A 25,642-nucleotide genomic window follows, 5' to 3' on the forward strand; every position below is an offset into this window, starting at 1 on the left:
TGCAACTTGAAGTATGACGAGAATATTTACAGCATGTTCCAGCCGATCAGCATATTCCACCACCACACGCCGAGGGTGATATGCACCAGGAAGGTTAATATCGTCAGTACCGCACCGACCAACCACCAGGATTTAATATCGTTATAACCCACGCCAAAGATGACCGGACCTGCCGCGCCGCCATAGTGAGTAACCATGCCGCCATAGGAGTTGGAGAACAACAGTGCCAGCGCGGTTAACATTAACGGTGCGCCGGAGACGTTCGCCAGCATGGCAAATACCGGTAACATAGCAACGATATAGGCACTACCGGAAGCGAAGAAATAACGCACGATAATGCTGAGGAAAATAATAACGAAGAAAGCAACGTTACCGTGACCATCAAATGCCAGGTTATTTTTAAAGACTTCAGCTAACCATTCGAAGAATTTAACTTTCGATAATAAGGAGCTTAAGCCGATAATACCGCCGTACCAGATTAAGGTATTCCAGCCGCCTTTATTTTTAACCACGTCTTCCCAGGTAACGATACCCAGCAGCAGCATGGTTGCCATAACAACGATTGCCACGGTGGATTCATCAACCCCCAGAGACTTACTGAAAATCCAGCCCAGCAGCGCCAGCACAAAGACACCGAGCAGCATTTTTTCGCGGATTTTCATCGGTCCTAGTTCGGCAAGGCCCGCTTTAGCGATGGTTTTGTTATCCACCTTCTTAATTTCTGGTGGATACATGGTGTAAATCACCAGCGGGGTGACCAGCAGCATAATGATGCCCGGCAATCCGGCTGCCAGCGCCCATCCACCCCAGCTAATTTGCAGGTGCAGAATGTCGTTGATCATTTTCAGCGCCAGAATGTTCCCCGCCATTGCGGTAAAGAACATATAGCTGGTGGTTTTGGTGACCATGTAAATGGACATCATCAGGTAATGTCCGACACGACGCGGACTTTTTTCCGGTTCGGACCCCAAAGCCACCGCCACGCTGTTGATGATCGGTAACACAATGCCGCCCGCACGCGCGGTGTTAGACGGTGTTGCCGGAGCCAGTACCAGATCGAGGAATACCGTAACGTAACCCAGACCCAGCGTGGTGTTACCGATTTTACCAATCAGCAGATAGGCAATACGTTTACCTAAACCGGTGGTCACAAATGCGGCGCTTAAGGTAAACGCCGAGAACACCAGCCAGGTGGTACCTGAAGAGTAACCGCTTAATACGGCGGTGGTTTTAAACGCACCGTCGGATAAGTTACCGACCACCACCATTGAGGCAGCAACGGCAATTAACAGTACGACAGGTTCCGGGAAAGGCTTGATAACCAGCCCCACAATGGCCGCCAGGTAAATACCAAAAAGCACCCACGCCAGTTCGCTTAATCCTGCCGGAGCTGGCATAAAACCAATAATACATGGGATCGCTAATATCAGAATTAGCTTCCATAACGATTTCTTATTCATTTAAAATCCTGTTCTTTCTGTATGACTCATACAGAAGTCCTTTATTGATTGTCCTTATCCTGACAACGAATTTTTTCAGGGAAGATAAACTTCACCGGAAAATATTTTTCTGGTCGTCCGAATAACAGATGCGCGTAACGTCGTGGCATCCTGACCTTCATTACTTAAATGAACGTCGAGCGCACCACTGGGGTGTTCAATATTGATATTGCCGTATCCTACAGAAGGGACGATTTGTCGGGTGACGGTGCCTTCCAATGCACAACTACTGGAAATAGCAATAGCACCGGTTATCGCCAGCGCGCGATGGCAAGAATGCGGCATAAAATAACGCACATTAATTGCCCCGCCTTTCTGCGCTGGAGAAATAAGCACAGGTTTAGGGATAACCATATTACTGACATCACCTAAGCCCATTGCTTTACCCGCTTGTAGACGGATAGATTCAATGCGGGCTAATAATGCTTTGTCGGCATCCAGTTCCGCCGGTAATTCATAACCTGTTTTTCCCAGATATTCAGCCGGAATAATGACGACTGGCATCGCCATATCGATACAGGTCACCGGGACATCGTCAAAATAATCAATCTGATTATCAGTCGGGAAAACTTTTCCGGTTTTGGTTCCAGCGGCATTCAGGAAAGTGAGCGCAACCGGTGCGGCAGTACCCGGTACGCCGTCAATTCTGGCGCTACCCTCGTACTCGACAACACCATTTGGCGTTTGCACATCAGCTTCGATGAACGTACCCGTATTGACGTTGCGGATACGTACGCGAGTAACTGGCGAAGTCGCTGCAATCAAACCATTTTCAATGGCGAATGCCCCAACACCAGACAGCATATTGCCGCAGTTAGGCGTGGTATCGACACGTTGCTCATGAACGATTACCTGCGCAAACAGATAATCGACATCAGCACGCGGATCGCTGGAACGGCTAATAATGGCGACTTTACTGGTCAGTGGATTACCGCCGCCAATACCGTCAATTTCCAGATCGTTACCGGAACCCATAATTGCCATCAATATTTTATCGCGCTGCGTTTGATCTTCGGGTAAATGTTCCGCTAACAGGAACGCGCCCCTCGAGGTTCCACCTCGCATCATCACGCAGGGTATTTTTTTCATAATAATGCCCTCAATTTAAAAACATAACTTATTGCGATATGGTTACATTAAGGGCAAAGCATCTCTAATGACTTTAGCTCAACGATTAATAACATTTTTTCATTAATTTAAGTTGGCTAAATGCAGTTAAAATTTTTAACGGCCAGCCACCCAAAATCGTCGCTTCCATTTTCCGGAGTAATAATGAAGCATGAATTATCAAGTATGAAGGCATTTGTCATACTGGCAGAGTCCAGTTCGTTTAACAATGCCGCTAAATTACTCAATATTACGCAACCTGCATTAACGCGAAGAATAAAAAAGATGGAGGAAGATTTACATGTTCAACTATTTGAGCGTACAACTCGCAAGGTTACGTTAACAAAAGCAGGAAAAAGGTTGCTCCCGGAGGCGCGGGAATTAATAAAGAAATTCGATGAAACGCTTTTTAATATTCGTGATATGAATGCTTATCATCGTGGTATGGTGACGTTAGCGTGTATTCCGACCGCAGTATTTTATTTTTTACCGCTGGCAATCGGTAAATTTAATGAGCTGTATCCCAATATTAAAGTGCGGATTCTGGAACAAGGCACGAATAATTGCATGGAATCGGTGCTGTGTAACGAATCAGACTTTGGCATAAACATGAACAACGTCACAAATTCATCCATTGATTTTACCCCACTGGTCAACGAGCCGTTCGTGCTGGCCTGTCGGCGTGACCATCCATTGGCCAAAAAGCAGCTTGTAGAATGGCAGGAGTTAGTGGGTTACAAAATGATTGGCGTACGCTCCTCCAGCGGCAACCGACTGTTGATAGAACAACAGCTGGCCGACAAGCCCTGGAAGCTGGACTGGTTTTACGAAGTGCGTCATCTTTCGACGTCATTAGGACTGGTGGAGGCGGGACTGGGGATTTCGGCGCTTCCTGGCCTGGCAATGCCTCATGCGCCCTATTCTTCGATTATTGGTATCCCATTGGTGGAACCCGTTATACGTCGAACATTGGGAATAATTCGCCGTAAAGATGCCGTACTTTCTCCAGCAGCAGAACGCTTTTTTGCCTTGCTGATTAATTTATGGACTGACGATAAAGACAATTTGTGGACCAATATCGTCGAACGCCAGAGACACGCGTTACAGGAGATAGGTTAATACACCGGCGCAGGAGAGACTGCGCCGGGTAAATCAGCGGTTAGTGTGCGTTAACCACCACCCACATTGGTCCCTGCCCGACCGCATAGCGGCCTTTTTCATGCAGTAGCCCCTGCTCGCCAACAATTTCGTATACCGAGATGTGGTGAGATTTTTGCCCGGCGGCAATCAGATACTTGCCGCTGTGATCAACATTGAAGCCGCGCGGCTGGGTTTCCGTTGGCTGGAAGCCTTCTTTACTCAACACGCTGCCATCTTCCGAAACGCTGAAAACGGTAATCAGGCTGGCGGTACGGTCGCAGGCGTATAAATGGCGACCATCCGGGGTGATATGAATATCAGCCGCCCAACGGGTGTCGGAGAAGTTTTCCGGCATCATATCCAGCGTCTGGACACATTCGATATTACCGTGCGGATCTTTCAGTTCCCAGACATCCACTGAGCTGTTTAACTCATTGACGCAATACGCATATTGTTCGTTTGGATGGAATACCATATGACGCGGGCCGGCCCCTTCAACGGTGGTCACTTCCGCAGGGTCCTGCGCCACGAGATGACCATCATCGCTGACCGTAAACAGGCAAATGCGATCCTGCTTTAATGCCGGAACCCACAGCGTACGGTTGTCCGGTGAGATATTGGCGGAATGGCAACCGTCCAGCCCCTCGACCACATCGACGACGCCCACTGGCAGGCCATCTTCCAGACGCGTTACGCTCACGTTACCCGCATTGTAAGAACCTACAAAGACAAACTGCCCCTGGTGATCGGTGGAAATATGCGTCGGACTACCCGGCAGCGCAGACTCTGCGGCAAAGGTCAGTGCGCCATCGTCCGGGGCGATACGATACGCCAGGACGCGAAACTCAGGGCGAACACCAACATAGAGATAACGTTTGTCCGGGCTGACCACCATCGGCTGCACCTGCCCCGGCACATCGACAACCTGTGTCAGCGTCAGTGCGCCTTCATGATTCAGATTCCAGACGTGAATTTGCTGGCTCTCAGGGCTGGCGATATAAACTGTTTGCTTCATGAATGCTCCTTTGCATTTAGCAACTGACTGTAACAGCTAAAATTAGTCGCTTTTGGCGGTGAATGCTGAATTAAAACGCAGAATTTTGTCCGATAGTGGTATCGGTGTACCATTCGCGCAGACGAAAATTCTTAACCTTAATCTGGAATACGCCATGACCACACGCGTGATTGCTCTCGACTTAGACGGCACCTTATTGACCCCGAAAAAGACCCTGCTTCCTTCATCGATAGAAGCCCTGGCCCGCGCTCGCGAAGCAGGCTATCAATTAATCATCGTCACAGGTCGCCATCACGTCGCTATTCATCCTTTTTATCAGGCGCTGGCGCTGGATACACCTGCTATTTGCTGTAATGGCACCTATTTGTATGATTATCATGCAAAAACCGTGCTGGAAGCGGACCCAATGCCCGTTATTAAAGCCCTGCAACTCATTGAGATGCTGAATGAACACCACATTCACGGTCTGATGTATGTCGATGATGCAATGGTCTATGAGCACCCGACCGGGCATGTCATTCGCACATCTAACTGGGCGCAAACCCTGCCGCCGGAACAGCGTCCGACTTTCACACAAGTCGCTTCTCTGGCTGAAACGGCGCAACAAGTTAACGCCGTATGGAAGTTCGCCCTGACGCACGATGACCTGCCGCAATTGCAGCATTTTGGTAAGCATGTCGAACATGAACTGGGACTGGAGTGTGAATGGTCCTGGCACGATCAGGTTGATATTGCACGCGGCGGCAACAGCAAAGGTAAACGTTTGACGAAATGGGTTGAGGCGCAAGGTTGGTCGATGGAAAACGTCGTGGCATTCGGCGATAACTTTAATGATATCAGTATGCTGGAAGCCGCTGGTACAGGCGTGGCGATGGGCAACGCCGATGACGCGGTAAAAGCGCGCGCCAACATTGTGATTGGTGATAACACCACCGACAGCATTGCCCAGTTCATTTATAGCCACCTGATTTAATCAGGCGGTTATCGACACACTTTTAATTTGCGCGTACAGCCACAGGCCAGGTTTGATCGCCAGTTCATCCCTGGCCCACGGGCTGATACGCGCCCACAGCGTTTTACCGCCGACTTCCAGTTCCACTTCCACCTGGCCGTTGTCGTCATAACTATTAACAACTTTTGCCCGCAATACGTTACGAATGCTGGTTTGCTGCGGCGGTTGTAAAACCAGAGAAACATCGGAAGCCTGAATGCGGATACGTAGCGCAGCTTGCAGCGGTTCGTCCAGCTTATTGACCCACAAATGCTGATCGCCCAGCGCCAGCGCGGTCATCGCGTAATGCGGATGATGCTCAAGCACCGTCACTTTCAGAATGCTACTTTGTTGCTCTTTCGGCAGCCACGGATTCATCACGCTACTGCCCCACACTTCCTCCAGCGCGCCAAAGGCTTTCACCTGACCGTTTTCCAGTACCATCACTCTGTCTGCCAGATGGAGGATCTCATCCAGCGAATGGCTGACATACAACATCGGAATGTTGATTTCCCGTGTCAGCCGTTGCAGATAAGGCAACAGTTCGCGTTTACGCGGAATATCCAGTGACGCCAGCGGTTCATCCAGCAACAGCAATTCCGGTGCTGTCAGCAAAGCCCGACCAATCGCCACGCGCTGTTTTTCGCCTCCGGACAGGCTGCCTGGTAAACGGTCAAGCAACGGTTCAATGCCTAAAAGCGCCACCAGCTTATCGAACTGATCGACCATACTTTTCGACATGCCGTAGCGCAGATTGCCACGCACTTTGTAATGCGGGAACAGCCGCGCATCCTGAAAAACATAGCCAACGCGACGCTTTTCCGGCGTCAGGCAGATACCTTTTTCGGCATCATTTAGTACCCGCCCATTGAGGACAATCCGCCCTTTTTGCGGGCGCGTCAGTCCACTGATGGCGTTAATCAGCGAAGTTTTTCCGGCACCGGAGACGCCAAAGATAGCAGTGATGCCATTGGCGGGCAGCGTTTCATTAATAGTCAGGCAATGGTTGCCCAACGTCTGGGAAAAATTCAGTTCCAGCATGATTAGCGCCCCGCCCGTTCACGGCTGATTCTGGCCAGCCATTCTGAAATCAACAGGGAGATCATCGCCAGCGCAATAGAAATAATGCACAGTCTCGCCGCTCCACTTTCCCCGCCGGGGGTCTGGATCAGGGTATACATGGCAGAAGGAATGGTTCGCGTTTCACCAGGAATGTTCGACACAAAGGTGATGGTTGCACCAAACTCACCGAGAGAACGAGCAAAAGCCAGTACCGTACCAACAATAATTCCCGGTAAGGTCAGCGGTAACGTGATAGTAAAGAAAACGCGCCAGCGCCCGGCCCCCAGTGTTCTTGCGGCCTGTTCCAGTTTGACATCAACCCCTTCCAGCGCCAGACGAATTGCCCGCACCATCAGCGGAAACGACATGACGGCGGCAGCGAGAACCGCGCCGCGCCAGCTAAAGGCGAAGGTAATACCAAACCAGTCATACAGACGTTCACCGATAAATCCGCGCCGTCCCATCGAAACTAATAATAAGTAACCGACGACCACGGGCGGTAACACCAGCGGTAGATGCAGTACGCTGTCGAGCAGAGCTTTGCCCGGAAACGTGCAACGCACCAGTAACCAGGCAAAAAAGATCCCAAACGGCAGGCTAAACAGCACAGCCAGGGAAGAAACTTTCAGGCTTAATAAAACTGCCTGCCATTCTGGATCGGTCAGTATCATTACTTGATTGTAAATCCGTAACGTTTAAAGATTTCCGCTGCCTGCGGTCCCTTCAGATAATCATAAAATGCTTTCACTGTCGCATTGTTATGCCCTTCCACAACAGCAACCGGATATTCCACTTTTTTATGTGAATCTTCCGGGAAGGTGGCAACCACTTTTACCCCTTTGCTGGCAACTGCGTCAGAACCGTAGACAATGCCCAGAGGCGCTTCGTTACGTTCGACCAGCGCCAGCGCCCCACGAACATCTTCCGCTGGGGCCAGTTTCGGAGAGAGCGTATCCCATGCGCCCAGTTTTTGCAGTGCTTCTTTTGCATAAATGCCAGCGGGAACATGTTCCGGATCGCCAACCGCCAGGCGACCGCCATTCAGCAGTGAAGTCCAGTTGGTTTTGCTGTCGATGGTGAAATCTTTCTGCACGCTGGCTTTCGGTGCTACAACGACCAGGCTATTGCCGAGCAGTGTCTGACGCGTAGCTGTATCGATCGCTTTTTTATCAACCGCATAATCCATCCATTTCTGATCGGCAGAAATAAACAGATCCGCAGGCGCACCCGCTTCAATCTGACGGGCGAGAGTAGATGACGAAGCGAAAGAAGAAACCACATCCACGCCTTTCTCTTTTTTAAACTGCGTAGCAATGTCCTGCATTGCGTTAGTCAGTGATGCGGCGGCGAACACCGTGATTTTCCCTTCATCTGCCAGTGCATTGCCAGCAACAGCGAAAGAGAGTGCCGCCCCGGCAAACAAGTTCAACCATTTACGAGCCATTGGTAACCCCTTAATGTAACGTTATGTAGGCGACAATATAACGACTAACTCGGAATTTTCCCAGCAGTTATTGCTAACCTTTGTGAGGTAGATAAGAAAAAATATCGGCAGGAAAAGCAGGAAGTTGAGAAAAAGAAAATGCCCGACTAAGCGGGCATTCAGGGAATCAATGATTTTGTCCGGGCTGGTCTTTTTTACCAACACCAGAAAAGATGTTGAATACTTCACCAAGACCGTAAATCAGACCCAGGATGATGGCCATCACGACAGGTACCATGATTACGGCGAATACCAGACTTTTTAATAACTCTAACATGGTCAACTCCAGATATAGTCATGAGACTATTCTAACCGCTAAGCACAGAAAAGCACTCCCCTTTTGTGCGGTCAGCTTTGCGTGGCGTTCGTTTTCCGTCACAATAAGACTTTTGCCAGGACATTGTTATGCAGGCCGAAATCCTTCTCACCCTTAAGCTCCAACAAAAATTATTCGCCGACCCGCGCCGCATTTCGCTACTAAAACACATTGCGCTTTCCGGTTCCATTAGCCAGGGAGCGAAAGATGCCGGTATTAGCTATAAAAGCGCCTGGGATGCCATTAACGAGATGAATCAGTTAAGTGAGCATATTCTGGTCGAGCGCGCAACAGGCGGTAAAGGTGGCGGCGGCGCAGTACTGACCCGCTATGGTCAGCGACTGATTCAGCTCTATGACTTACTGGCGCAAATCCAGCAAAAAGCCTTTGATGTGTTAAGTGACGATGACGCCCTGCCGCTGAACAGCCTGCTGGCCGCGATCTCACGTTTTTCACTGCAAACCAGCGCCCGTAACCAGTGGTTCGGTACCATCACCGCCCGCGATCATGATGACGTTCAACAGCATGTTGATGTCTTACTGGCTGACGGAAAAACACGCCTGAAAGTCGCAATTACCGCACAAAGCGGCGCGCGTCTGGGGCTGGATGAAGGCAAAGAAGTGTTGATATTGCTAAAAGCGCCGTGGGTAGGTATTACTCAGGACGAGGCGGTCGCGCAAAACGCTGACAACCAATTACCGGGTATTATTAGTCATATTGAGCGCGGCGCAGAGCAGTGCGAAGTATTAATGGCGCTACCCGACGGGCAAACACTGTGCGCCACAGTGCCGGTAAATGAAGCGACTTCTCTTCAGCAAGGACAGAATGTCACGGCCTACTTTAATGCCGACAGCGTGATTATCGCCACGCTGTGCTAAGCGTGTTGACAATTTGTTATGAAACACGTATCCCTGTCAGTAATCGCTGCACAAAGTGGGATATAAAATGTCATCGTTGCAAATTTTGCAAGGCACGTTTCGTCTTAGCGACACAAAAACGCTGCAATTGCCTCAGCTAACGTTAAACGCGGGTGATAGTTGGGCGTTTGTCGGTTCGAATGGAAGCGGGAAATCGGCCCTGGCCCGCGCGCTGGCGGGGGAACTTCCGCTTTTGAAAGGTGAACGGCAAAGCCAGTTTTCCCACATCACTCGTCTCTCCTTCGAGCAATTGCAAAAACTCGTCAGCGACGAATGGCAGCGGAATAACACCGATATGCTCGGCCCTGGCGAAGATGACACCGGACGCACTACGGCTGAGATCATTCAGGATGAAGTAAAGGATGCACCGCGTTGCATGCAACTGGCGCAGCAGTTCGGTATTACCGCCCTCCTCGACCGACGCTTTAAATACCTTTCCACTGGCGAGACGCGAAAAACCCTGCTGTGTCAGGCGCTGATGTCGGAGCCTGACTTGTTGATTCTTGATGAGCCGTTCGATGGCCTGGATGTTGCCTCACGTCAGCAGCTGGCTGAGCGACTCGCCTCGTTACATCAGTCCGGTATTACTCTGGTACTGGTGCTCAATCGCTTCGATGAGATCCCGGAGTTTGTCCAGTTTGCTGGCGTGCTGGCGGATTGCACGTTAGCGGAAACTGGCGCTAAAGAGGAACTGCTCCAACAAGCACTCGTCGCGCAACTGGCGCATAGTGAACAGCTTGAAGGTGTGCAACTGCCGGAGCCGGATGAACCTTCAGCACGTCACGCCTTACCCGCCAACGAACCGCGCATTGTGCTGAACAATGGCGTGGTTTCTTATAACGATCGCCCCATTCTTAATAACCTTAGCTGGCAGGTGAATCCAGGCGAACACTGGCAAATTGTCGGGCCAAATGGTGCAGGAAAATCGACGTTATTAAGCCTGGTTACTGGCGATCATCCGCAAGGTTACAGCAACGATTTGACGCTTTTCGGACGACGTCGCGGCAGCGGCGAAACCATCTGGGATATCAAAAAGCATATCGGTTACGTCAGCAGTAGTTTGCATCTGGATTACCGGGTCAGCACTACCGTGCGTAATGTGATTCTTTCTGGCTATTTTGATTCGATTGGCATTTATCAGGCCGTTTCGGATCGCCAGCAAAAACTGGTGCAGCAGTGGCTGGATATTCTCGGCATTGATAAACGCACGGCTGACGCTCCGTTCCATAGTCTTTCCTGGGGACAGCAGCGTCTGGCGCTGATTGTCCGCGCACTGGTGAAACATCCGACGTTGCTTATTCTCGATGAACCACTACAGGGGCTTGATCCGCTGAATCGCCAGCTTATCCGCCGTTTTGTTGATGTGCTGATTAGCGAAGGTGAAACGCAATTGTTGTTTGTTTCGCACCACGCTGAAGATGCGCCTGCCTGTATTACCCATCGTCTTGAGTTCGTGCCGGACGGTGGACTCTATCGCTATGTGCTGACAAAAATATATTGAGTCGGTAGTGCTGACCTTGCCGGAGGCGGCCTTAGCACCCTCTCCGGCCAACGGTTCGACGCATGCAGGCATGAAACCGCGTCTTTTTTCAGATAAAAAGCGCAATCATTCATAAACCCTCTGTTTTATAATCACTTAATCGCGCATAAAAAACGGCTAAATTCTTGTGTAAACGATTCCACTAATTTATTCCATGTCACACTTTTCGCATCTTTGTTATGCTATGGTTATTTCATACCATAAGCCTAATGGAGCGAATTATGAGAGTTCTGGTTACCGGTGGTAGCGGTTACATTGGAAGTCATACCTGTGTGCAATTACTGCAAAACGGTCATGATGTCATCATTCTTGATAACCTCTGTAACAGTAAGCGCAGCGTACTGCCTGTTATCGAGCGTTTAGGCGGCAAACATCCAACGTTTGTTGAAGGCGATATTCGTAACGAAGCGTTGATGACCGAGATCCTGCACGATCACGCTATCGACACCGTGATCCACTTCGCCGGGCTGAAAGCCGTGGGCGAATCGGTACAAAAACCGCTGGAATATTACGACAACAATGTCAACGGCACTCTGCGCCTGATTAGCGCCATGCGCGCCGCTAACGTCAAAAACTTTATTTTTAGCTCCTCCGCCACCGTTTATGGCGATCAGCCCAAAATTCCATACGTTGAAAGCTTCCCGACCGGCACACCGCAAAGCCCTTACGGCAAAAGCAAGCTGATGGTGGAACAGATCCTCACCGATCTGCAAAAAGCCCAGCCGGACTGGAGCATTGCCCTGCTGCGCTACTTCAACCCGGTTGGCGCGCATCCGTCGGGCGATATGGGCGAAGATCCGCAAGGCATTCCGAATAACCTGATGCCATACATCGCCCAGGTTGCTGTAGGCCGTCGCGACTCGCTGGCGATTTTTGGTAACGATTATCCGACCGAAGATGGTACTGGCGTACGCGATTACATCCACGTAATGGATCTGGCGGACGGTCACGTCGTGGCGATGGAAAAACTGGCGAACAAGCCAGGCGTACACATCTACAACCTCGGCGCTGGCGTAGGCAACAGCGTGCTGGACGTGGTTAATGCCTTCAGCAAAGCCTGCGGCAAACCGGTTAATTATCATTTTGCACCGCGTCGCGAGGGCGACCTTCCGGCCTACTGGGCGGACGCCAGCAAAGCCGACCGTGAACTGAACTGGCGCGTAACGCGCACACTCGATGAAATGGCGCAGGACACCTGGCACTGGCAGTCACGCCATCCACAGGGATATCCCGATTAAGGAACGACCATGACGCAATTTAATCCCGTTGATCATCCACATCGCCGCTACAACCCGCTCACCGGGCAATGGATTCTGGTTTCACCGCACCGCGCTAAGCGCCCCTGGCAGGGGGCGCAGGAAACGCCAGCCAAACAGGTGTTACCTGCGCACGATCCAGATTGCTTCCTCTGCGCAGGTAATGTGCGGGTGACAGGCGATAAAAACCCCGATTACACCGGGACTTACGTTTTCACTAATGACTTTGCGGCTTTGATGTCTGACACGCCAGATGCGCCAGAAAGTCACGATCCGCTGATGCGTTGCCAGAGCGCGCGCGGCACCAGCCGGGTGATCTGCTTTTCACCGGATCACAGTAAAACGCTGCCAGAGCTCAGCGTTGCAGCATTGACGGAAATCGTCAAAACCTGGCAGGAGCAAACCGCAGAACTGGGGAAAACGTACCCATGGGTGCAGGTTTTTGAAAACAAAGGCGCGGCGATGGGCTGCTCTAACCCGCATCCGCACGGTCAGATTTGGGCAAATAGCTTCCTGCCTAACGAAGCTGAGCGCGAAGACCGCCTGCAAAAAGAATATTTTGCCGAACAGAAATCACCAATGCTGGTGGATTATGTTCAGCGCGAGCTGGCAGACGGTAGCCGTACCGTTGTCGAAACCGAACACTGGTTAGCCGTCGTGCCTTACTGGGCTGCCTGGCCGTTCGAAACGCTACTGCTGCCCAAAGCCCACGTTTTACGGATCACCGATTTGACCGACGCCCAGCGCAGCGATCTGGCGCTGGCGTTGAAAAAGCTGACCAGTCGTTATGACAACCTCTTCCAGTGCTCCTTCCCCTACTCTATGGGCTGGCACGGCGCGCCATTTAATGGCGAAGAGAATCAACACTGGCAGCTGCACGCGCACTTTTATCCGCCTCTGCTGCGCTCCGCCACCGTACGTAAATTTATGGTTGGTTATGAAATGCTGGCAGAGACCCAGCGAGACCTGACCGCAGAACAGGCAGCAGAGCGTTTGCGCGCAGTCAGCGATATCCATTTTCGCGAATCCGGAGTGTAAGAAATGAGTCTGAAAGAAAAAACACAATCTCTGTTTGCCAACGCATTTGGCTACCCTGCCACTCACACCATTCAGGCGCCTGGCCGCGTGAATTTGATTGGTGAACACACCGACTACAACGACGGTTTCGTTCTGCCCTGCGCGATTGATTATCAAACCGTGATCAGTTGTGCACCACGCGATGACCGTAAAGTTCGCGTGATGGCAGCCGATTATGAAAATCAGCTCGACGAGTTTTCCCTCGATGCGCCCATTGTCGCACATGAAAACTATCAATGGGCTAACTACGTTCGTGGCGTGGTGAAACATCTGCAACTGCGTAACAACAGCTTCGGCGGCGTGGACATGGTGATCAGCGGCAATGTGCCGCAGGGTGCCGGGTTAAGTTCTTCCGCTTCACTGGAAGTCGCGGTCGGAACCGTATTGCAGCAGCTTTATCATCTGCCGCTGGACGGCGCACAAATCGCGCTTAACGGTCAGGAAGCAGAAAACCAGTTTGTAGGCTGTAACTGCGGGATCATGGATCAGCTAATTTCCGCGCTCGGCAAGAAAGATCATGCCTTGCTGATCGATTGCCGCTCACTGGGGACCAAAGCAGTTTCCATGCCCAAAGGTGTGGCTGTCGTCATCATCAACAGTAACTTCAAACGTACCCTGGTTGGCAGCGAATACAACACCCGTCGTGAACAGTGCGAAACCGGTGCGCGTTTCTTCCAGCAGCCAGCCCTGCGTGATGTCACCATTGAAGAGTTCAACGCTGTTGCGCATGAACTGGACCCGATCGTGGCAAAACGCGTGCGTCATATACTGACTGAAAACGCCCGCACCGTTGAAGCTGCCAGCGCGCTGGAGCAAGGCGACCTGAAACGTATGGGCGAGTTGATGGCGGAGTCTCATGCCTCTATGCGCGATGATTTCGAAATCACCGTGCCGCAAATTGACACTCTGGTAGAAATCGTCAAAGCTGTGATTGGCGACAAAGGTGGCGTACGCATGACCGGCGGCGGATTTGGCGGCTGTATCGTCGCGCTGATCCCGGAAGAGCTGGTGCCTGCCGTACAGCAAGCTGTCGCTGAACAATATGAAGCAAAAACAGGTATTAAAGAGACTTTTTACGTTTGTAAACCATCACAAGGAGCAGGACAGTGCTGAACGAAACTCCCGCACTGGCACCCGATGGTCAGCCGTACCGACTGTTAACTTTGCGTAACAACGCAGGGATGGTAGTCACGCTGATGGACTGGGGTGCGACTTTACTTTCCGCCCGTATTCCGCTTTCCGATGGCAGCGTCCGCGAGGCGCTGCTCGGCTGTGCCAGCCCGGAATGCTATCAGGATCAGGCCGCGTTTCTGGGGGCCTCTATTGGTCGTTATGCCAACCGTATCGCCAATAGCCGTTATACCTTTGACGGTGAAACCGTGACGCTTTCGCCAAGTCAGGGCGTTAACCAGCTGCACGGCGGGCCGGAAGGGTTCGACAAACGTCGCTGGCAGATTGTGAACCAGAACGATCGTCAGGTGCTGTTTGCCCTGAGTTCAGATGATGGTGATCAGGGCTTCCCGGGTAATCTCGGCGCGACGGTGCAATATCGTCTGACCGACGATAACCGTATCTCCATTACTTATCGCGCCACAGTTGATAAACCTTGCCCGGTGAATATGACTAATCACGTCTATTTCAATCTTGACGGCGAGCAGTCTGACGTGCGCAATCACAAGTTGCAGATTCTGGCGGACGAATATCTGCCGGTTGATGAAGGCGGCATTCCGCACGACGGCCTGAAATCTGTCGCCGGAACGTCTTTTGATTTCCGCAGCGCCAAAATCATCGCCAGTGAGTTTCTTGCCGACGACGATCAGCGCAAAGTGAAAGGTTACGATCACGCATTCTTGTTACAGGCCAAAGGCGATGGCAAGAAAGTGGCGGCGCATGTCTGGTCAGCAGATGAAAAATTGCAGCTGAAGGTCTACACCACCGCTCCGGCTCTGCAATTCTACTCCGGCAACTTCCTCGGCGGCACACCGTCGCGGGGAACCGAACCTTACGCCGACTGGCAAGGGCTGGCTCTGGAAAGCGAGTTTCTACCGGACAGCCCGAACCACCCTGAATGGCCGCAACCGGACTGCTTCCTGCGTCCTGGCGAAGAGTATTCCAGCCTGACGGAATATCAGTTTATTGCTGAGTAATGTTACGCCCTCGTCATGAGGGCTTTATCTCATATTGTTCAAATCACCAGCAAACACCGACATATTTGCAACTCAATATTCACAACAACCTTACACTGCGCCACTATTTTCGCTATGGTTATGCGTAAGCATTGCTGTTGCTTCGTCGCGGCAATATAATGAGAATTATTATCATTAAAAGATGATTTGAGGAGTAAGTATATGGCTGTAACTAAGCTGGTTCTGGTTCGTCATGGCGAAAGTCAGTGGAACAAAGAAAACCGTTTCACCGGTTGGTACGACGTGGATCTGTCTGAGAAAGGCGTAAGCGAAGCAAAAGCAGCAGGTAAGCTGCTGAAAGAGGAAGGTTACAGCTTTGACTTTGCTTACACTTCTGTGCTGAAACGCGCTATCCATACCCTGTGGAATGTGCTGGACGAACTGGATCAGGCATGGCTGCCCGTTGAGAAATCCTGGAAACTGAACGAACGTCACTACGGTGCGTTGCAGGGTCTGAACAAAGCGGAAACTGCTGAAAAGTATGGCGACGAGCAGGTGAAACAGTGGCGTCGTGGTTTTGCAGTGACTCCGCCGGAACTGACTAAAGATGATGAGCGTTATCCGGGTCACGATCCGCGTTACGCGAAACTGAGCGAGAAAGAACTGCCGCTGACGGAAAGCCTGGCGCTGACCATTGACCGCGTGATCCCTTACTGGAATGAAACTATTCTGCCGCGTATGAAGAGCGGTGAGCGCGTGATCATCGCTGCACACGGTAACTCTTTACGTGCGCTGGTGAAATATCTTGATAACATGAGCGAAGAAGAGATTCTTGAGCTTAATATCCCGACTGGCGTGCCGCTGGTGTATGAGTTCGACGAGAATTTCAAACCGCTGAAACGCTATTATCTGGGTAATGCTGACGAGATCGCAGCGAAAGCAGCGGCGGTTGCAAACCAGGGTAAAGCGAAGTAAACGTCATTCGTTTAAAATGAGAAAGCCGACTGCAAGTGAGTCGGCTTTTTTGTTGCTAACAATGGAGCACATTGCCTGATGCGACGCTGCGCGACTTATCAGGCCTGTGGTGATTCATCGGATACGCCACTCTGACGGCGCATCCGACAATTAAACCTTACCCGCGACGCGCTTTTACTGCATTCGCCAGTTGACGTAACAGAGCATCGGTATCTTCCCAGCCGATGCAGGCATCGGTGATGCTCTTACCGTAGGCCAGCGGCTCCCCGCTCTCGAGGCTCTGATTGCCTTCCACCAGATGGCTTTCCACCATCACGCCAATAATGGCCTTTTCGCCACCGGCAATCTGCTGGCAAACGTCAGCACAAACATCCATCTGCTTTTTGAATTGTTTGGACGAGTTAGCATGGCTGAAATCGATCATCACCTGTGCTGGCAGGCCTGCTTTGTTCAGCCCTTCTTTCACTTCAGCAACGTGCTTCGCGCTGTAGTTAGGCTCTTTACCGCCGCGCAGAATGATATGGCAATCGCCGTTACCGCTGGTATTCACAATCGCCGAATGCCCCCATTTCGTTACGGACAGGAAGCAGTGCGGCGCACCGGCGGCATTAATGGCATCGATAGCCACTTTAATCGTACCGTCGGTGCCATTTTTGAAGCCGACCGGACAAGAAAGCCCTGATGCCAGTTCGCGGTGCACCTGCGATTCGGTGGTACGTGCGCCAATTGCGCCCCAGCTCATCAGGTCAGCGAGATATTGTGGGGTGATCATATCGAGAAACTCACCTGCCGCTGGCAGACCGCTGTCGTTAATATCAAGCAGCAATTTACGGGCTATACGCAGACCGTCGTTGATCTGGAAGCTATTATCCATATGCGGATCGTTAATCAGCCCTTTCCAGCCCACCGTGGTACGCGGCTTTTCAAAATAGACGCGCATTACGATTTCCAGCTCATCTTTCAGCTCTTCACGCAGCGCCAGCAAGCGAGTGGCATACTCTTTTGCCGCGACAGGATCATGAATTGAGCATGGGCCAATCACAACCAACAGGCGATCATCATTACCTTTCAGGATCTTATGGATCGCTTTTCGGGCATGGGCAACCGTATTCGCGGCATTTTCAGTAGCGGGGAATTTTTCCAGCAATGCGACAGGAGGAAGTAACTCTTTGATTTCTTTGATGCGTAAATCGTCGTTCTGATAATTCATGTCTGTTCCAGTGTTGCCATACTTATCTTAGTGAATGCAATACTTCCAATCTATATCTTCCGTCAGAATGTGTAAACGGGGTTTTACACTATGAACGGATTAATCCTGGAATTAGCAAGAAAAACGCCAGATTGTCGCGAAAAACGAGATCTCTCCTACAATTTCTAACTGTAACTCCTTTGTTTGTTAATTATTTCAAGATTCTCTGCTGCGTTTCATAACCTGGCTGAAATCTTAAACCAATGCCTTATATTCACCTGCAAATGCACTGTTGGAAGAGGTTATCCGACATAACGACCATAACAGGAGCATCCTATGAAAATGACAAAACTGGCCACATTATTTCTGACTGCCACTCTAAGCCTTGCCAGCGGTGCCGCACTGGCTGCCGATAGCGGAGCGCAAACTAATAACGGCCAGGCAAACGCCGCAGCTGATGCGGGCCAGGTAGCCCCTGACGCCCGTGAAAATGTCGCGCCAAATAACGTCGACAATAACGGGGTAAATACCGGTTCTGGCGGCACAATGCTGCATTCGGATGGTTCTTCAATGAACAATGACGGAATGACCAAAGATGAAGAGCACAAGAACACCATGTGCAAAGATGGTCGCTGTCCGGATATCAATAAAAAGGTACAAACCGGTGATGGCATCAATAATGATGTCGATACCAAAACCGACGGTACCACGCAGTAACCCTGCAAAATAGCCAATAATGGGAGAGCGGAGTCTCTCCCTTTTAATTTTTCACTTCTAAAAGCAGTATGATGTCATAAAGTTAAGTGAGAATAATTAAGGGATGACTCGTCATGGCGCACTCACACTCACACACGTCCTCACACCTGCCAGAAGATAATAATGCTCGTCGCTTGTTGTATGCTTTCGGCGTGACTGCCGGGTTTATGCTGGTAGAAGTCGTTGGTGGTTTTCTTTCTGGTTCTCTGGCATTGCTGGCCGATGCGGGTCATATGTTGACCGATACTGCCGCCCTGCTTTTCGCCCTACTCGCCGTGCAATTTTCACGTCGTCCTCCCACCATTCGCCACACTTTCGGTTGGCTAAGACTGACCACGCTCGCGGCGTTTGTGAATGCCATAGCCCTCGTGGTAATTACCATTTTGATTGTCTGGGAGGCGATAGAACGCTTCCGCACGCCGCGTCCGGTCGAGGGCGGCATGATGATGGCAATTGCCGTGGCTGGGTTGCTGGCAAATATACTTTCTTTCTGGTTACTTCATCACGGCAGCGAAGAGAAAAACCTCAACGTACGAGCAGCGGCACTGCATGTGCTCGGGGACCTGCTGGGTTCGGTTGGGGCTATTATTGCCGCGTTGATTATTATCTGGACTGGCTGGACACCTGCTGACCCCATTCTCTCGATACTGGTGTCGCTTCTGGTTCTGCGTAGCGCGTGGCGACTGTTGAAAGATAGCGTGAATGAATTACTTGAAGGTGCACCGGTATCGCTGGATATCGCTGAACTGAAGCGTCGTATGTGCCGGGAAATCCCGGAAGTCCGCAATGTGCACCATGTACATGTATGGATGGTAGGCGAGAAGCCGGTGATGACGTTGCATGTGCAGGTGATCCCGCCACACGATCACGATGCCTTGTTGGATCAGATCCAACACTACCTGATGGATCACTATCAGATTGAGCACGCCACCATTCAGATGGAATATCAACCTTGTCATGGGCCAGACTGCCACCTGAATGAAGGGGTGTCTGGCCATTCACATCATCACCATTAATGGGACAGCGCGCGTGAGCCTCTTTCACGTGCGCTGTTGATCCACATCCGGCTGCCGTTGAGCGCAATAAAGGTCAGGATGATGTACTCCAGAGACATGGCGTAAACGCCCTGAAGTGCAAAAATAACGACGCTAATCACGTTAATAATCACCCACAACAGCCAGTTTTCCACATACTTACGCGTCATCAGAATCATTGCCACGATAGATAACACCATCATGCATGAATCCCAGAACGGGAAAGCGTCCGGTTGCAGTTCAGGCATCACAACCTGTAATCCTAATGCTTGCATGATCATGACTGCCACGCGGGTCAAAAATGCAAACACCGGATTGATAAATACCGTCATCAGACCAATCGAAACAACGCAAACCGCCAACCAGCTGAGTGCCTTCGGCAATGGCAACCAGCGAATTTTCAACTCCGCCTCGTTCTGACTGGTTTGTCGCGACCACGCATACCAACCGTAAATATTCGCGGCAAAGAAAAACACCTGTAATAGCAGGCTGGCATACAGCTGAATCTGAAAGAAAATAATGCCAAACAAGGTGACGTTGATCAGGCCAAAGAAGTAGTTGCTGATCTTCTCCAGACTGGCAAGGCCAATACACAGCAACCCGGCGATCGTGCCTACCGCTTCGATCCATGAGAGATCATAACCGCCTGCCCCTATTGGTATATGTACCAGGATATTCTGCACACTAAAAAAATCCATCTTTCCCCCAAAGCGTAACGTTACGCCTTATTATTCGTTATCCACGTAGTGTAGCCGCAAAATCCAGCATACGATTGAGCGGCACCAGCGCCCTCTCTCGCAGCCTTTCATCAACATGAACCTCGTGATTGCTTCCTTCCTGTTCTAATGCCTCTGCGATGGCCTGAAGGCCATTCATGGCCATCCACGGACAATGCGCGCAGCTGCGGCAGGTTGCACCCTCACCTGCGGTTGGTGCTTCCAGTAACTCTTTATCTGGCACCGCCTGCTGCATTTTGTAGAAAATACCCCGATCGGTTGCCACAATAAGCCTCTGATGTGGCAATGTTTTCGCAGCAGCGATCAGTTGACTGGTGGAACCGACCGCATCCGCCATATCGACAATAGCTTGTGGTGATTCTGGATGCACCAGTATGGCAGCATCCGGGTATTCTTCTTGCAAGCGGGTTAACGCCTGAGTCTTAAATTCATCATGCACAATACAGGCACCCTGCCAGCATAGAATGTCTCCACCCGTCTGTTTTTGCACGTAACGCCCCAGATGTTTGTCGGGTGCCCAGATGATTTTTTCACCCAAACTATCAAGATGATCAATAAGTTCGACGGCAATGCTTGAAGTTACCACCCAATCTGCGCGCGCTTTTACCGCAGCAGAAGTGTTGGCGTAGACGACGACAGTACGATCGGGATGGGCATCGCAAAATGCGTTAAATTCTTCAACAGGGCAGCCGAGATCCAGTGAACATTCAGCCTGAAGTGTCGGCATCAGAATTGTTTTTTCCGGACTGAGAATTTTGGCGGTTTCTCCCATAAATCTCACCCCAGCGACTAACAAAGTAGAAGCGGGATGCTTTGCACCGAAGCGCGCCATTTCCAGAGAATCAGAAATACAGCCACCGGTTTCTTCTGCCAGTTGTTGAATTTCGGGATCGGTATAGTAGTGGGCAACCATCACCGCATTACGTTCTTTTAGCAGACGTTTTATCTTCTCGCGGTAATACGCTTTTTCATCAATGCTTAACGGCGTCGGCTTCGGGGGGAAAGGATAAATCGCCGTGTCTGGATCAAACATTACGCTCATCTTACCATCTCGTTTTACAGGCTTAACGTTAAAACCGACATTAGCGTAATATTCGCTGTTATCGGTGTAATTTGTTTTATATGCTAAACAAGATAGTCGAATGGTGGGGAAAAGTCACTCGAATTACGCCTAATGTGCAGGATGCGTCATTTTACGCCTAATTCCACCGACATAGAGTTGCTTGCACAGTAAGCTCTGACGATGTCATCAGGTTTACAAAGTGAAATTGAGGATGCCTGAATAGCAAAAAAGCGCCTTTAGGGCGCTTTTTTACATTGGTGGGTCGTGCAGGATGACTCGCTTCGCTCGCCCTTCGGGCCGTCGCCGCGAGCGGCTCCGTTGTTTCGCTGCGCTCAACTCAAACCTGCTGCAGGTTCGAATCTTTGAGTATCGCAGATAGCAAAAAAGCGCCTTTAGGGCGCTTTTTTACATTGGTGGGTCGTGCAGGATTCGAACCTGCGACCAATTGATTAAAAGTCAACTGCTCTACCAACTGAGCTAACGACCCCTTGCGGGATTATGCTGCCTTAATCATTCAGGATGGTGGGTCGTGCAGGATGACTCGACTTCGTCTCGCCCTTCGGGCCGTTGCTAACGCAACGTTATCCTTCACGTTCTCTACCAGTAACCACCTTTAAATTGGTGGGTCGTGCAGGATTCGAACCTGCGACCAATTGATTAAAAGTCAACTGCTCTACCAACTGAGCTAACGACCCATACGGGTGTTACCTGAAAGATTTTTACTCGGGGCCAATCTTTAAGATTGGTGGGTCGTGCAGGATGACTCGCTTCGCTCGCCCTACGGGCCGTTGCTGGCGCAACGTTATCCTTCACGCTTAACATCTGAGTTTGATGTTAAAACTGGTGGGTCGTGCAGGATTCGAACCTGCGACCAATTGATTAAAAGTCAACTGCTCTACCAACTGAGCTAACGACCCGAGTGGTGGGTGATGACGGGATCGAACCGCCGACCCCCTCCTTGTAAGGGAGGTGCTCTCCCAGCTGAGCTAATCACCCGATACTGCGCTGGATACTACAAACTACTTCCACCGAACCCACCGTCATTAGTGGTGGGTCGTGCAGGATGACTCGCTTCGCTCGCCCTACGGGCCGTTGCTGACGCAACGTTATCCTACACGCTTAACATCTGTCTTCGATGTTAAAACTGGTGGGTCGTGCAGGATTCGAACCTGCGACCAATTGATTAAAAGTCAACTGCTCTACCAACTGAGCTAACGACCCGGTGGTGGGTGATGACGGGATCGAACCGCCGACCCCCTCCTTGTAAGGGAGGTGCTCTCCCAGCTGAGCTAATCACCCGATACTACGCTGGATACTACAACTAACTATGTTAGTGGTGGGTCGTGCAGGATGACTCGACTTCGTCTCGCCCTTCGGGCCGTTGCTCATGCAACGTTATCCTTCACGTTTTACTACCGCTTCCACCTTAGCGATTGGTGGGTCGTGCAGGATTCGAACCTGCGACCAATTGATTAAAAGTCAACTGCTCTACCAACTGAGCTAACGACCCACTTTTTCGTTGCTTTCGGTTTGTTTGATATCCCGTGGCAACGGCGGCATATATTACTGATTTCAGACTTGAGCGCAACAAAAATTTCGATGTAGATCACTCAACTGCTTATGATTCGCACGACACGACCAGAAATAATGCGACTTCTGGTCGTGTGTTATGCATTACATCGCGTTCAGACGTTTTTGTGCCTGTTTAGCGCCATCAGTACCAGGGTATTTACTGATAACCTGCTGGTATACGGCTTTCGCTTTTGCGGTGTCACCTTTGTCCTGCATGATGACGCCGACTTTAAACATCGCATCTGCAGCCTTTGGTGACTTCGGATAGTTTTTCACTACCGAAGCAAAATAGTACGCCGCATCATCTTTTTTACCCTTGTTGTAGTTTAACTGACCCAGCCAATAATTGGCGTTTGGCAGGTAAGTTGAATCAGGGTAATTTTTGATGAAATTCTGAAATGCCACCATTGCGTCATCCTGGCGGGATTTATCCTGCACCAGCGCAATAGCTGCATTGTAATCCGTGTTTGCATTACCGCTTTTCACCGGCGCGCCAGCATTCGCAGTACCAGCATCAGCTGTCGGCGTCGTTGATGCCGCCGCACCGCTTTGATCGCCGCTGGTTGATTGCGCCGCTGCACCACCGCTGCTGAGGCTGTCGATCTGCAACAGGATCTGCTTTTGCCGCTCCACGACCTGATTCAGTTGATACTGATTTTCCTGAATCTGACCACGCAGGGAATCAATATCGGATTGATTATCAGAAAGTTGTTGCTGGAGTTGGGTTAAAAGCTGGCTGTGAGCATTAGAAATACGCTCAAGTTGAGTGACGCGGTCTTCGACCGAGCCTGAGCCGACACTACTGATTGGTGCCTGAGCAAAAGCGGCCCAGGGGGCCGCTATACCAACCAGTAACGACAGACTCAATAGTTGATGTCTGAAGTTACTGCTCATGCAATTCTCTTAGTAAACCAGTACCGCACGACGGTTTTTGGAGTATGCCGCTTCGTCATGACCCAGTACTGCAGGTTTTTCTTTACCGTAAGAAACGATGGAGATCTGGTCTGCAGAAACGCCTTTACCCTGCAGGTACATCTTAACGGCGTTCGCACGACGTTCACCCAGGGAGATGTTGTATTCCGGAGTACCACGTTCGTCCGCGTGACCTTCTACGGTGACTTTGTAAGACGGGTTGCTACGCAGGAAGTTTGCATGTGCATCCAGCATTTGAGCGAAGTCAGAACGGATATCGTACTTGTCCAGATCGAAGTAAACGATGTTGTTCTGCTGCAGCTGTTGCATTTGCAGACGAGCCTGCTCTTCGGAAGACATGTTGCCGTTGCCGCCGTTCGCATCCATACCAGTGCCGGCACCCAGCATGCCTTCGCTGCCGTCATTGCTGGCGTTCTTGTTGGAAGAACATGCCGCAATTGCCATAACAGGCAGAGCAATCATCAGCCCTTTCAGCACTTTGTTCAGTTGCATTTCAATGATTCCTTTACTATTCAATTAATTATTATCACAGATACGGCGACCAGGCAGGGAATTTGACCTGTCCATCAGTTGCCGGAAGACGCGCTTTGAAACGCCCATCTGTAGAAACCAAATTCAGCACGGATCCCATCCCCTGAGAAGAGCTGTAGATTACCATAGTGCCGTTAGGTGCCAGACTTGGCGTTTCATCCAGGAACGTGGACGACAGAACTTGTACGCCTCCCGTTGCCAGATCTTGTTTGGCAATGTGCTGCTGCCCACCATTGGAGCTGACCATTACCATAAATTTACCGTCGCTGCTGACATCCGCATCCTGGTTCTGCGAACCTTCCCAGGTAATACGTTGTGGCGCACCGCCGTTGATATTCACTTTATAAACCTGCGGACGACCGGCCTGGTCAGAAGTAAATGCCAGGTTCTGGCTATCCGGGAACCAGGTCGGTTCGGTATTGTTACTGCGACCATCAGTCACCTGGCGGATCTGACCAGAAGCCAAATCCATTACGTACAGGTTCAGACTACCGGTTTTCGACAAGGCGAATGCCAGTTTGCTGCCGTCTGGCGAGAATGCAGGTGCACCGTTGTGACGCGGGAATGAAGCCACCTGACGTACAGCGCCATTTGCCAGCGTCTGAATAACCAGCGCGGAACGACCGCTTTCGAAGGTCACATAAGCCAGTTTAGAACCGTCTGGTGACCACGCCGGAGACATCAGCGGCTGCGGTGAACGGTGAACGACAAACTGGTTGTAACCGTCATAGTCAGATACGCGCAGTTCATACGGGAACTGACCGCCGTTGGTCTGAACAACGTAGGCAATACGAGTACGGAACGCACCTTTAATGCCGGTCAGTTTTTCAAACACTTCATCACTGGCGGTATGACCAGCATAACGCAGCCACTGCTTGTTCACTTTGTACGAGTTCTGAGCAAGTACAGTACCCGGTGCGCCGCCAGTGTCAACAAGTTGATAAGCAACATTGTAAGAACCATCCGGATTCGGAGTGACCTGACCGACAACTACAGCGTCAATGCCCAGTGCGGACCATGCAGCTGGTTGTACTTCCTGCGCACTACCCGGCTGCTGTGGCAGACGAGCGCGATCTAACGGATTAAATTTACCGCTGTTACGCAAGTCAGCAGCAACGATGCCGCCAATATCTTCAGGTGCCGCACCAGGCCCCGCCCACTGGAAAGGAACAACACCAATAGGACGACCGGAATCTACACCGCTGTCGATCACAATGCGGACTTCAGCATGCAGAACTGATGCCCACAGTATGAGAAAACCAAATGCTACTCGTAATGCCTGCTTCATCATATCTCCCTTATCTGGACCGATGGCCCACGATA

24 protein-coding genes, 7 tRNA genes and 1 other RNA gene are annotated in these 25,642 nt (G+C 50.9%); 11 read left to right on the forward strand and 21 right to left on the reverse strand.

Going from position 1 to position 25,642, the window contains the following annotated elements; translation table 11 throughout:
- Nucleotides 1–26 precede the first annotated feature (26 nt).
- Together KXD89_RS14950 and KXD89_RS14955 are read right to left on the reverse strand one after the other, a co-directional pair.
- Nucleotides 27–1,460: an anion permease gene (locus KXD89_RS14950; RefSeq protein WP_001036475.1), complete on the reverse strand. Its 1,434-nt coding sequence runs from the start codon at nucleotides 1,458–1,460 to the stop codon at nucleotides 27–29.
- A 75-nt stretch (nucleotides 1,461–1,535) separates the two neighbouring features.
- Complete coding sequence (locus tag KXD89_RS14955; RefSeq protein WP_000723652.1) at nucleotides 1,536–2,588, reverse strand: 4-oxalomesaconate tautomerase; 1,053 nt, start codon at nucleotides 2,586–2,588, stop codon at nucleotides 1,536–1,538.
- Between the two features lie 183 nt (nucleotides 2,589–2,771).
- Here KXD89_RS14955 and KXD89_RS14960 point away from each other — a divergent pair, with 183 nt between their 5' ends.
- Entirely contained in the window at nucleotides 2,772–3,725 is a 954-nt protein-coding gene (locus tag KXD89_RS14960; RefSeq protein ID WP_001350493.1) for a LysR family transcriptional regulator, read from the forward strand.
- Nucleotides 3,726–3,765: 40 nt separating this feature from the next.
- On the opposite strand, the gene pgl is transcribed toward KXD89_RS14960, so the two are convergent.
- Nucleotides 3,766–4,761 carry a 6-phosphogluconolactonase gene (gene pgl, locus KXD89_RS14965; RefSeq protein WP_000815435.1) on the reverse strand — a complete coding sequence of 332 codons (996 nt, stop codon included), beginning with the start codon at nucleotides 4,759–4,761 and terminating at the stop codon, nucleotides 3,766–3,768.
- Between the two features lie 154 nt (nucleotides 4,762–4,915).
- On the opposite strand from pgl, the gene ybhA reads away from it, so the two are divergent.
- Complete coding sequence (gene ybhA, locus KXD89_RS14970) at nucleotides 4,916–5,734, forward strand: bifunctional pyridoxal phosphate/fructose-1,6-bisphosphate phosphatase (protein WP_001300666.1); 819 nt, start codon at nucleotides 4,916–4,918, stop codon at nucleotides 5,732–5,734.
- Here ybhA and modC read toward each other — a convergent pair whose 3' ends face one another.
- The 4 genes from modC to acrZ all read right to left on the reverse strand — a co-directional run bounded on the left by modC (nucleotide 5,735) and on the right by acrZ (nucleotide 8,574).
- The gene (gene modC / locus KXD89_RS14975; protein ID WP_000891692.1) at nucleotides 5,735–6,793 is read right to left on the reverse strand and encodes a molybdenum ABC transporter ATP-binding protein ModC; all 1,059 of its coding nucleotides are present in this window, start codon (nucleotides 6,791–6,793) and stop codon (nucleotides 5,735–5,737) included. It lies immediately after the preceding gene.
- A 2-nt stretch (nucleotides 6,794–6,795) separates the two neighbouring features.
- The gene (modB, locus tag KXD89_RS14980; protein ID WP_000604034.1) at nucleotides 6,796–7,485 is read right to left on the reverse strand and encodes a molybdate ABC transporter permease subunit; all 690 of its coding nucleotides are present in this window, start codon (nucleotides 7,483–7,485) and stop codon (nucleotides 6,796–6,798) included.
- Nucleotides 7,485–8,258: a molybdate ABC transporter substrate-binding protein gene (modA, locus tag KXD89_RS14985; RefSeq protein ID WP_000101984.1), complete on the reverse strand. Its 774-nt coding sequence runs from the start codon at nucleotides 8,256–8,258 to the stop codon at nucleotides 7,485–7,487. The genes modB and modA overlap by 1 nt, the downstream gene beginning before the upstream one ends.
- Before the next feature lie 166 nt (nucleotides 8,259–8,424).
- On the reverse strand, nucleotides 8,425–8,574 hold the full coding sequence (gene acrZ / locus KXD89_RS14990; protein WP_000891515.1) for a multidrug efflux pump accessory protein AcrZ: 150 nt from the start codon (nucleotides 8,572–8,574) through the stop codon (nucleotides 8,425–8,427).
- A 128-nt stretch (nucleotides 8,575–8,702) separates the two neighbouring features.
- Between acrZ and modE the strand changes: the two genes are divergently transcribed.
- From modE to gpmA, 7 genes are all read left to right on the forward strand, one after another.
- Entirely contained in the window at nucleotides 8,703–9,491 is a 789-nt protein-coding gene (gene modE / locus KXD89_RS14995) for a molybdenum-dependent transcriptional regulator (RefSeq protein ID WP_001147439.1), read from the forward strand.
- Nucleotides 9,492–9,558: 67 nt separating this feature from the next.
- A complete protein-coding gene (modF, locus tag KXD89_RS15000; RefSeq protein ID WP_000096869.1) occupies nucleotides 9,559–11,031 on the forward strand; it encodes a molybdate ABC transporter ATP-binding protein ModF in 1,473 nt (490 codons plus the stop codon).
- A 260-nt stretch (nucleotides 11,032–11,291) separates the two neighbouring features.
- Nucleotides 11,292–12,308 carry a UDP-glucose 4-epimerase GalE gene (galE, locus tag KXD89_RS15005; protein WP_001265438.1) on the forward strand — a complete coding sequence of 339 codons (1,017 nt, stop codon included), beginning with the start codon at nucleotides 11,292–11,294 and terminating at the stop codon, nucleotides 12,306–12,308.
- 9 nt (nucleotides 12,309–12,317) lie between these two features.
- Complete coding sequence (gene galT / locus KXD89_RS15010; protein WP_000191497.1) at nucleotides 12,318–13,364, forward strand: galactose-1-phosphate uridylyltransferase; 1,047 nt, start codon at nucleotides 12,318–12,320, stop codon at nucleotides 13,362–13,364.
- Between the two features lie 3 nt (nucleotides 13,365–13,367).
- On the forward strand, nucleotides 13,368–14,516 hold the full coding sequence (gene galK / locus KXD89_RS15015) for a galactokinase (protein ID WP_000053415.1): 1,149 nt from the start codon (nucleotides 13,368–13,370) through the stop codon (nucleotides 14,514–14,516).
- Entirely contained in the window at nucleotides 14,510–15,550 is a 1,041-nt protein-coding gene (gene galM, locus KXD89_RS15020) for a galactose-1-epimerase (RefSeq protein WP_000931389.1), read from the forward strand. The genes galK and galM overlap by 7 nt, the downstream gene beginning before the upstream one ends.
- Nucleotides 15,551–15,751: 201 nt before the next feature.
- Nucleotides 15,752–16,504 (forward strand): 2,3-diphosphoglycerate-dependent phosphoglycerate mutase, encoded by a 753-nt coding sequence (gene gpmA, locus KXD89_RS15025; protein WP_001295305.1) that lies wholly within the window; start codon nucleotides 15,752–15,754, stop codon nucleotides 16,502–16,504.
- Nucleotides 16,505–16,661: 157 nt separating this feature from the next.
- On the opposite strand, the gene aroG is transcribed toward gpmA, so the two are convergent.
- Nucleotides 16,662–17,714 carry a 3-deoxy-7-phosphoheptulonate synthase AroG gene (aroG, locus tag KXD89_RS15030; protein WP_001109196.1) on the reverse strand — a complete coding sequence of 351 codons (1,053 nt, stop codon included), beginning with the start codon at nucleotides 17,712–17,714 and terminating at the stop codon, nucleotides 16,662–16,664.
- A 315-nt stretch (nucleotides 17,715–18,029) separates the two neighbouring features.
- Between aroG and KXD89_RS15035 the strand changes: the two genes are divergently transcribed.
- Both KXD89_RS15035 and zitB read left to right on the forward strand, forming a co-directional pair.
- Nucleotides 18,030–18,410 carry a YbgS-like family protein gene (locus tag KXD89_RS15035; protein ID WP_000784351.1) on the forward strand — a complete coding sequence of 127 codons (381 nt, stop codon included), beginning with the start codon at nucleotides 18,030–18,032 and terminating at the stop codon, nucleotides 18,408–18,410.
- Between the two features lie 113 nt (nucleotides 18,411–18,523).
- Complete coding sequence (zitB, locus tag KXD89_RS15040) at nucleotides 18,524–19,465, forward strand: CDF family zinc transporter ZitB (RefSeq protein WP_000951292.1); 942 nt, start codon at nucleotides 18,524–18,526, stop codon at nucleotides 19,463–19,465.
- Here zitB and pnuC read toward each other — a convergent pair.
- The 13 genes from pnuC to tolB form a co-directional block, all read right to left on the reverse strand.
- Nucleotides 19,462–20,181, reverse strand: coding sequence for a nicotinamide riboside transporter PnuC (gene pnuC / locus KXD89_RS15045; RefSeq protein WP_000345410.1), 720 nt, complete (start codon nucleotides 20,179–20,181; stop codon nucleotides 19,462–19,464). The genes zitB and pnuC overlap by 4 nt on opposite strands.
- 37 nt (nucleotides 20,182–20,218) lie before the next feature.
- Complete coding sequence (gene nadA, locus KXD89_RS15050; RefSeq protein WP_000115290.1) at nucleotides 20,219–21,262, reverse strand: quinolinate synthase NadA; 1,044 nt, start codon at nucleotides 21,260–21,262, stop codon at nucleotides 20,219–20,221.
- A gap of 276 nt (nucleotides 21,263–21,538) precedes the next feature.
- Nucleotides 21,539–21,664: non-coding RNA, RtT sRNA (locus tag KXD89_RS15055), on the reverse strand.
- 30 nt (nucleotides 21,665–21,694) lie between these two features.
- A tRNA-Lys gene (locus KXD89_RS15060) sits at nucleotides 21,695–21,770 on the reverse strand.
- 132 nt (nucleotides 21,771–21,902) lie between these two features.
- Nucleotides 21,903–21,978 (reverse strand) — tRNA-Lys (locus tag KXD89_RS15065).
- Between the two features lie 146 nt (nucleotides 21,979–22,124).
- Nucleotides 22,125–22,200: transfer RNA gene (locus tag KXD89_RS15070), tRNA-Lys, on the reverse strand.
- A gap of 3 nt (nucleotides 22,201–22,203) precedes the next feature.
- Nucleotides 22,204–22,279 (reverse strand) — tRNA-Val (locus tag KXD89_RS15075).
- A gap of 149 nt (nucleotides 22,280–22,428) precedes the next feature.
- Nucleotides 22,429–22,504: transfer RNA gene (locus tag KXD89_RS15080), tRNA-Lys, on the reverse strand.
- Between the two features lie 2 nt (nucleotides 22,505–22,506).
- Nucleotides 22,507–22,582: transfer RNA gene (locus tag KXD89_RS15085), tRNA-Val, on the reverse strand.
- A 135-nt stretch (nucleotides 22,583–22,717) separates the two neighbouring features.
- Nucleotides 22,718–22,793: transfer RNA gene (locus tag KXD89_RS15090), tRNA-Lys, on the reverse strand.
- A 164-nt stretch (nucleotides 22,794–22,957) separates the two neighbouring features.
- Complete coding sequence (gene cpoB / locus KXD89_RS15095; protein ID WP_000097571.1) at nucleotides 22,958–23,749, reverse strand: cell division protein CpoB; 792 nt, start codon at nucleotides 23,747–23,749, stop codon at nucleotides 22,958–22,960.
- A 9-nt stretch (nucleotides 23,750–23,758) separates the two neighbouring features.
- Entirely contained in the window at nucleotides 23,759–24,280 is a 522-nt protein-coding gene (gene pal, locus KXD89_RS15100) for a peptidoglycan-associated lipoprotein Pal (RefSeq protein WP_001295306.1), read from the reverse strand.
- A 34-nt stretch (nucleotides 24,281–24,314) separates the two neighbouring features.
- The gene (gene tolB / locus KXD89_RS15105; protein WP_001295307.1) at nucleotides 24,315–25,607 is read right to left on the reverse strand and encodes a Tol-Pal system beta propeller repeat protein TolB; all 1,293 of its coding nucleotides are present in this window, start codon (nucleotides 25,605–25,607) and stop codon (nucleotides 24,315–24,317) included.
- Nucleotides 25,608–25,642: the final 35 nt, after the last annotated feature.

Origin of the sequence: Escherichia sp. TC-EC600-tetX4, assembly GCF_019356055.1 — a bacterium.
In the GTDB taxonomy this organism is placed as follows: domain Bacteria; phylum Pseudomonadota; class Gammaproteobacteria; order Enterobacterales; family Enterobacteriaceae.

Coding starts and splice junctions, on each gene's coding strand:
- KXD89_RS14950 (WP_001036475.1), bottom strand. CDS start 1,460: ATGAATAAGAAATCGTTATGGAAGCTAATTCTGATATTAGCGATCCCA.
- KXD89_RS14955 (WP_000723652.1), bottom strand. CDS start 2,588: ATGAAAAAAATACCCTGCGTGATGATGCGAGGTGGAACCTCGAGGGGC.
- KXD89_RS14960 (WP_001350493.1), top strand. CDS start 2,772: ATGAAGCATGAATTATCAAGTATGAAGGCATTTGTCATACTGGCAGAG.
- pgl (WP_000815435.1), bottom strand. CDS start 4,761: ATGAAGCAAACAGTTTATATCGCCAGCCCTGAGAGCCAGCAAATTCAC.
- ybhA (WP_001300666.1), top strand. CDS start 4,916: ATGACCACACGCGTGATTGCTCTCGACTTAGACGGCACCTTATTGACC.
- modC (WP_000891692.1), bottom strand. CDS start 6,793: ATGCTGGAACTGAATTTTTCCCAGACGTTGGGCAACCATTGCCTGACT.
- modB (WP_000604034.1), bottom strand. CDS start 7,485: ATGATACTGACCGATCCAGAATGGCAGGCAGTTTTATTAAGCCTGAAA.
- modA (WP_000101984.1), bottom strand. CDS start 8,258: ATGGCTCGTAAATGGTTGAACTTGTTTGCCGGGGCGGCACTCTCTTTC.
- acrZ (WP_000891515.1), bottom strand. CDS start 8,574: ATGTTAGAGTTATTAAAAAGTCTGGTATTCGCCGTAATCATGGTACCT.
- modE (WP_001147439.1), top strand. CDS start 8,703: ATGCAGGCCGAAATCCTTCTCACCCTTAAGCTCCAACAAAAATTATTC.
- modF (WP_000096869.1), top strand. CDS start 9,559: ATGTCATCGTTGCAAATTTTGCAAGGCACGTTTCGTCTTAGCGACACA.
- galE (WP_001265438.1), top strand. CDS start 11,292: ATGAGAGTTCTGGTTACCGGTGGTAGCGGTTACATTGGAAGTCATACC.
- galT (WP_000191497.1), top strand. CDS start 12,318: ATGACGCAATTTAATCCCGTTGATCATCCACATCGCCGCTACAACCCG.
- galK (WP_000053415.1), top strand. CDS start 13,368: ATGAGTCTGAAAGAAAAAACACAATCTCTGTTTGCCAACGCATTTGGC.
- gpmA (WP_001295305.1), top strand. CDS start 15,752: ATGGCTGTAACTAAGCTGGTTCTGGTTCGTCATGGCGAAAGTCAGTGG.
- aroG (WP_001109196.1), bottom strand. CDS start 17,714: ATGAATTATCAGAACGACGATTTACGCATCAAAGAAATCAAAGAGTTA.
- KXD89_RS15035 (WP_000784351.1), top strand. CDS start 18,030: ATGAAAATGACAAAACTGGCCACATTATTTCTGACTGCCACTCTAAGC.
- zitB (WP_000951292.1), top strand. CDS start 18,524: ATGGCGCACTCACACTCACACACGTCCTCACACCTGCCAGAAGATAAT.
- pnuC (WP_000345410.1), bottom strand. CDS start 20,181: ATGGATTTTTTTAGTGTGCAGAATATCCTGGTACATATACCAATAGGG.
- nadA (WP_000115290.1), bottom strand. CDS start 21,262: ATGAGCGTAATGTTTGATCCAGACACGGCGATTTATCCTTTCCCCCCG.
- cpoB (WP_000097571.1), bottom strand. CDS start 23,749: ATGAGCAGTAACTTCAGACATCAACTATTGAGTCTGTCGTTACTGGTT.
- pal (WP_001295306.1), bottom strand. CDS start 24,280: ATGCAACTGAACAAAGTGCTGAAAGGGCTGATGATTGCTCTGCCTGTT.
- tolB (WP_001295307.1), bottom strand. CDS start 25,607: ATGAAGCAGGCATTACGAGTAGCATTTGGTTTTCTCATACTGTGGGCA.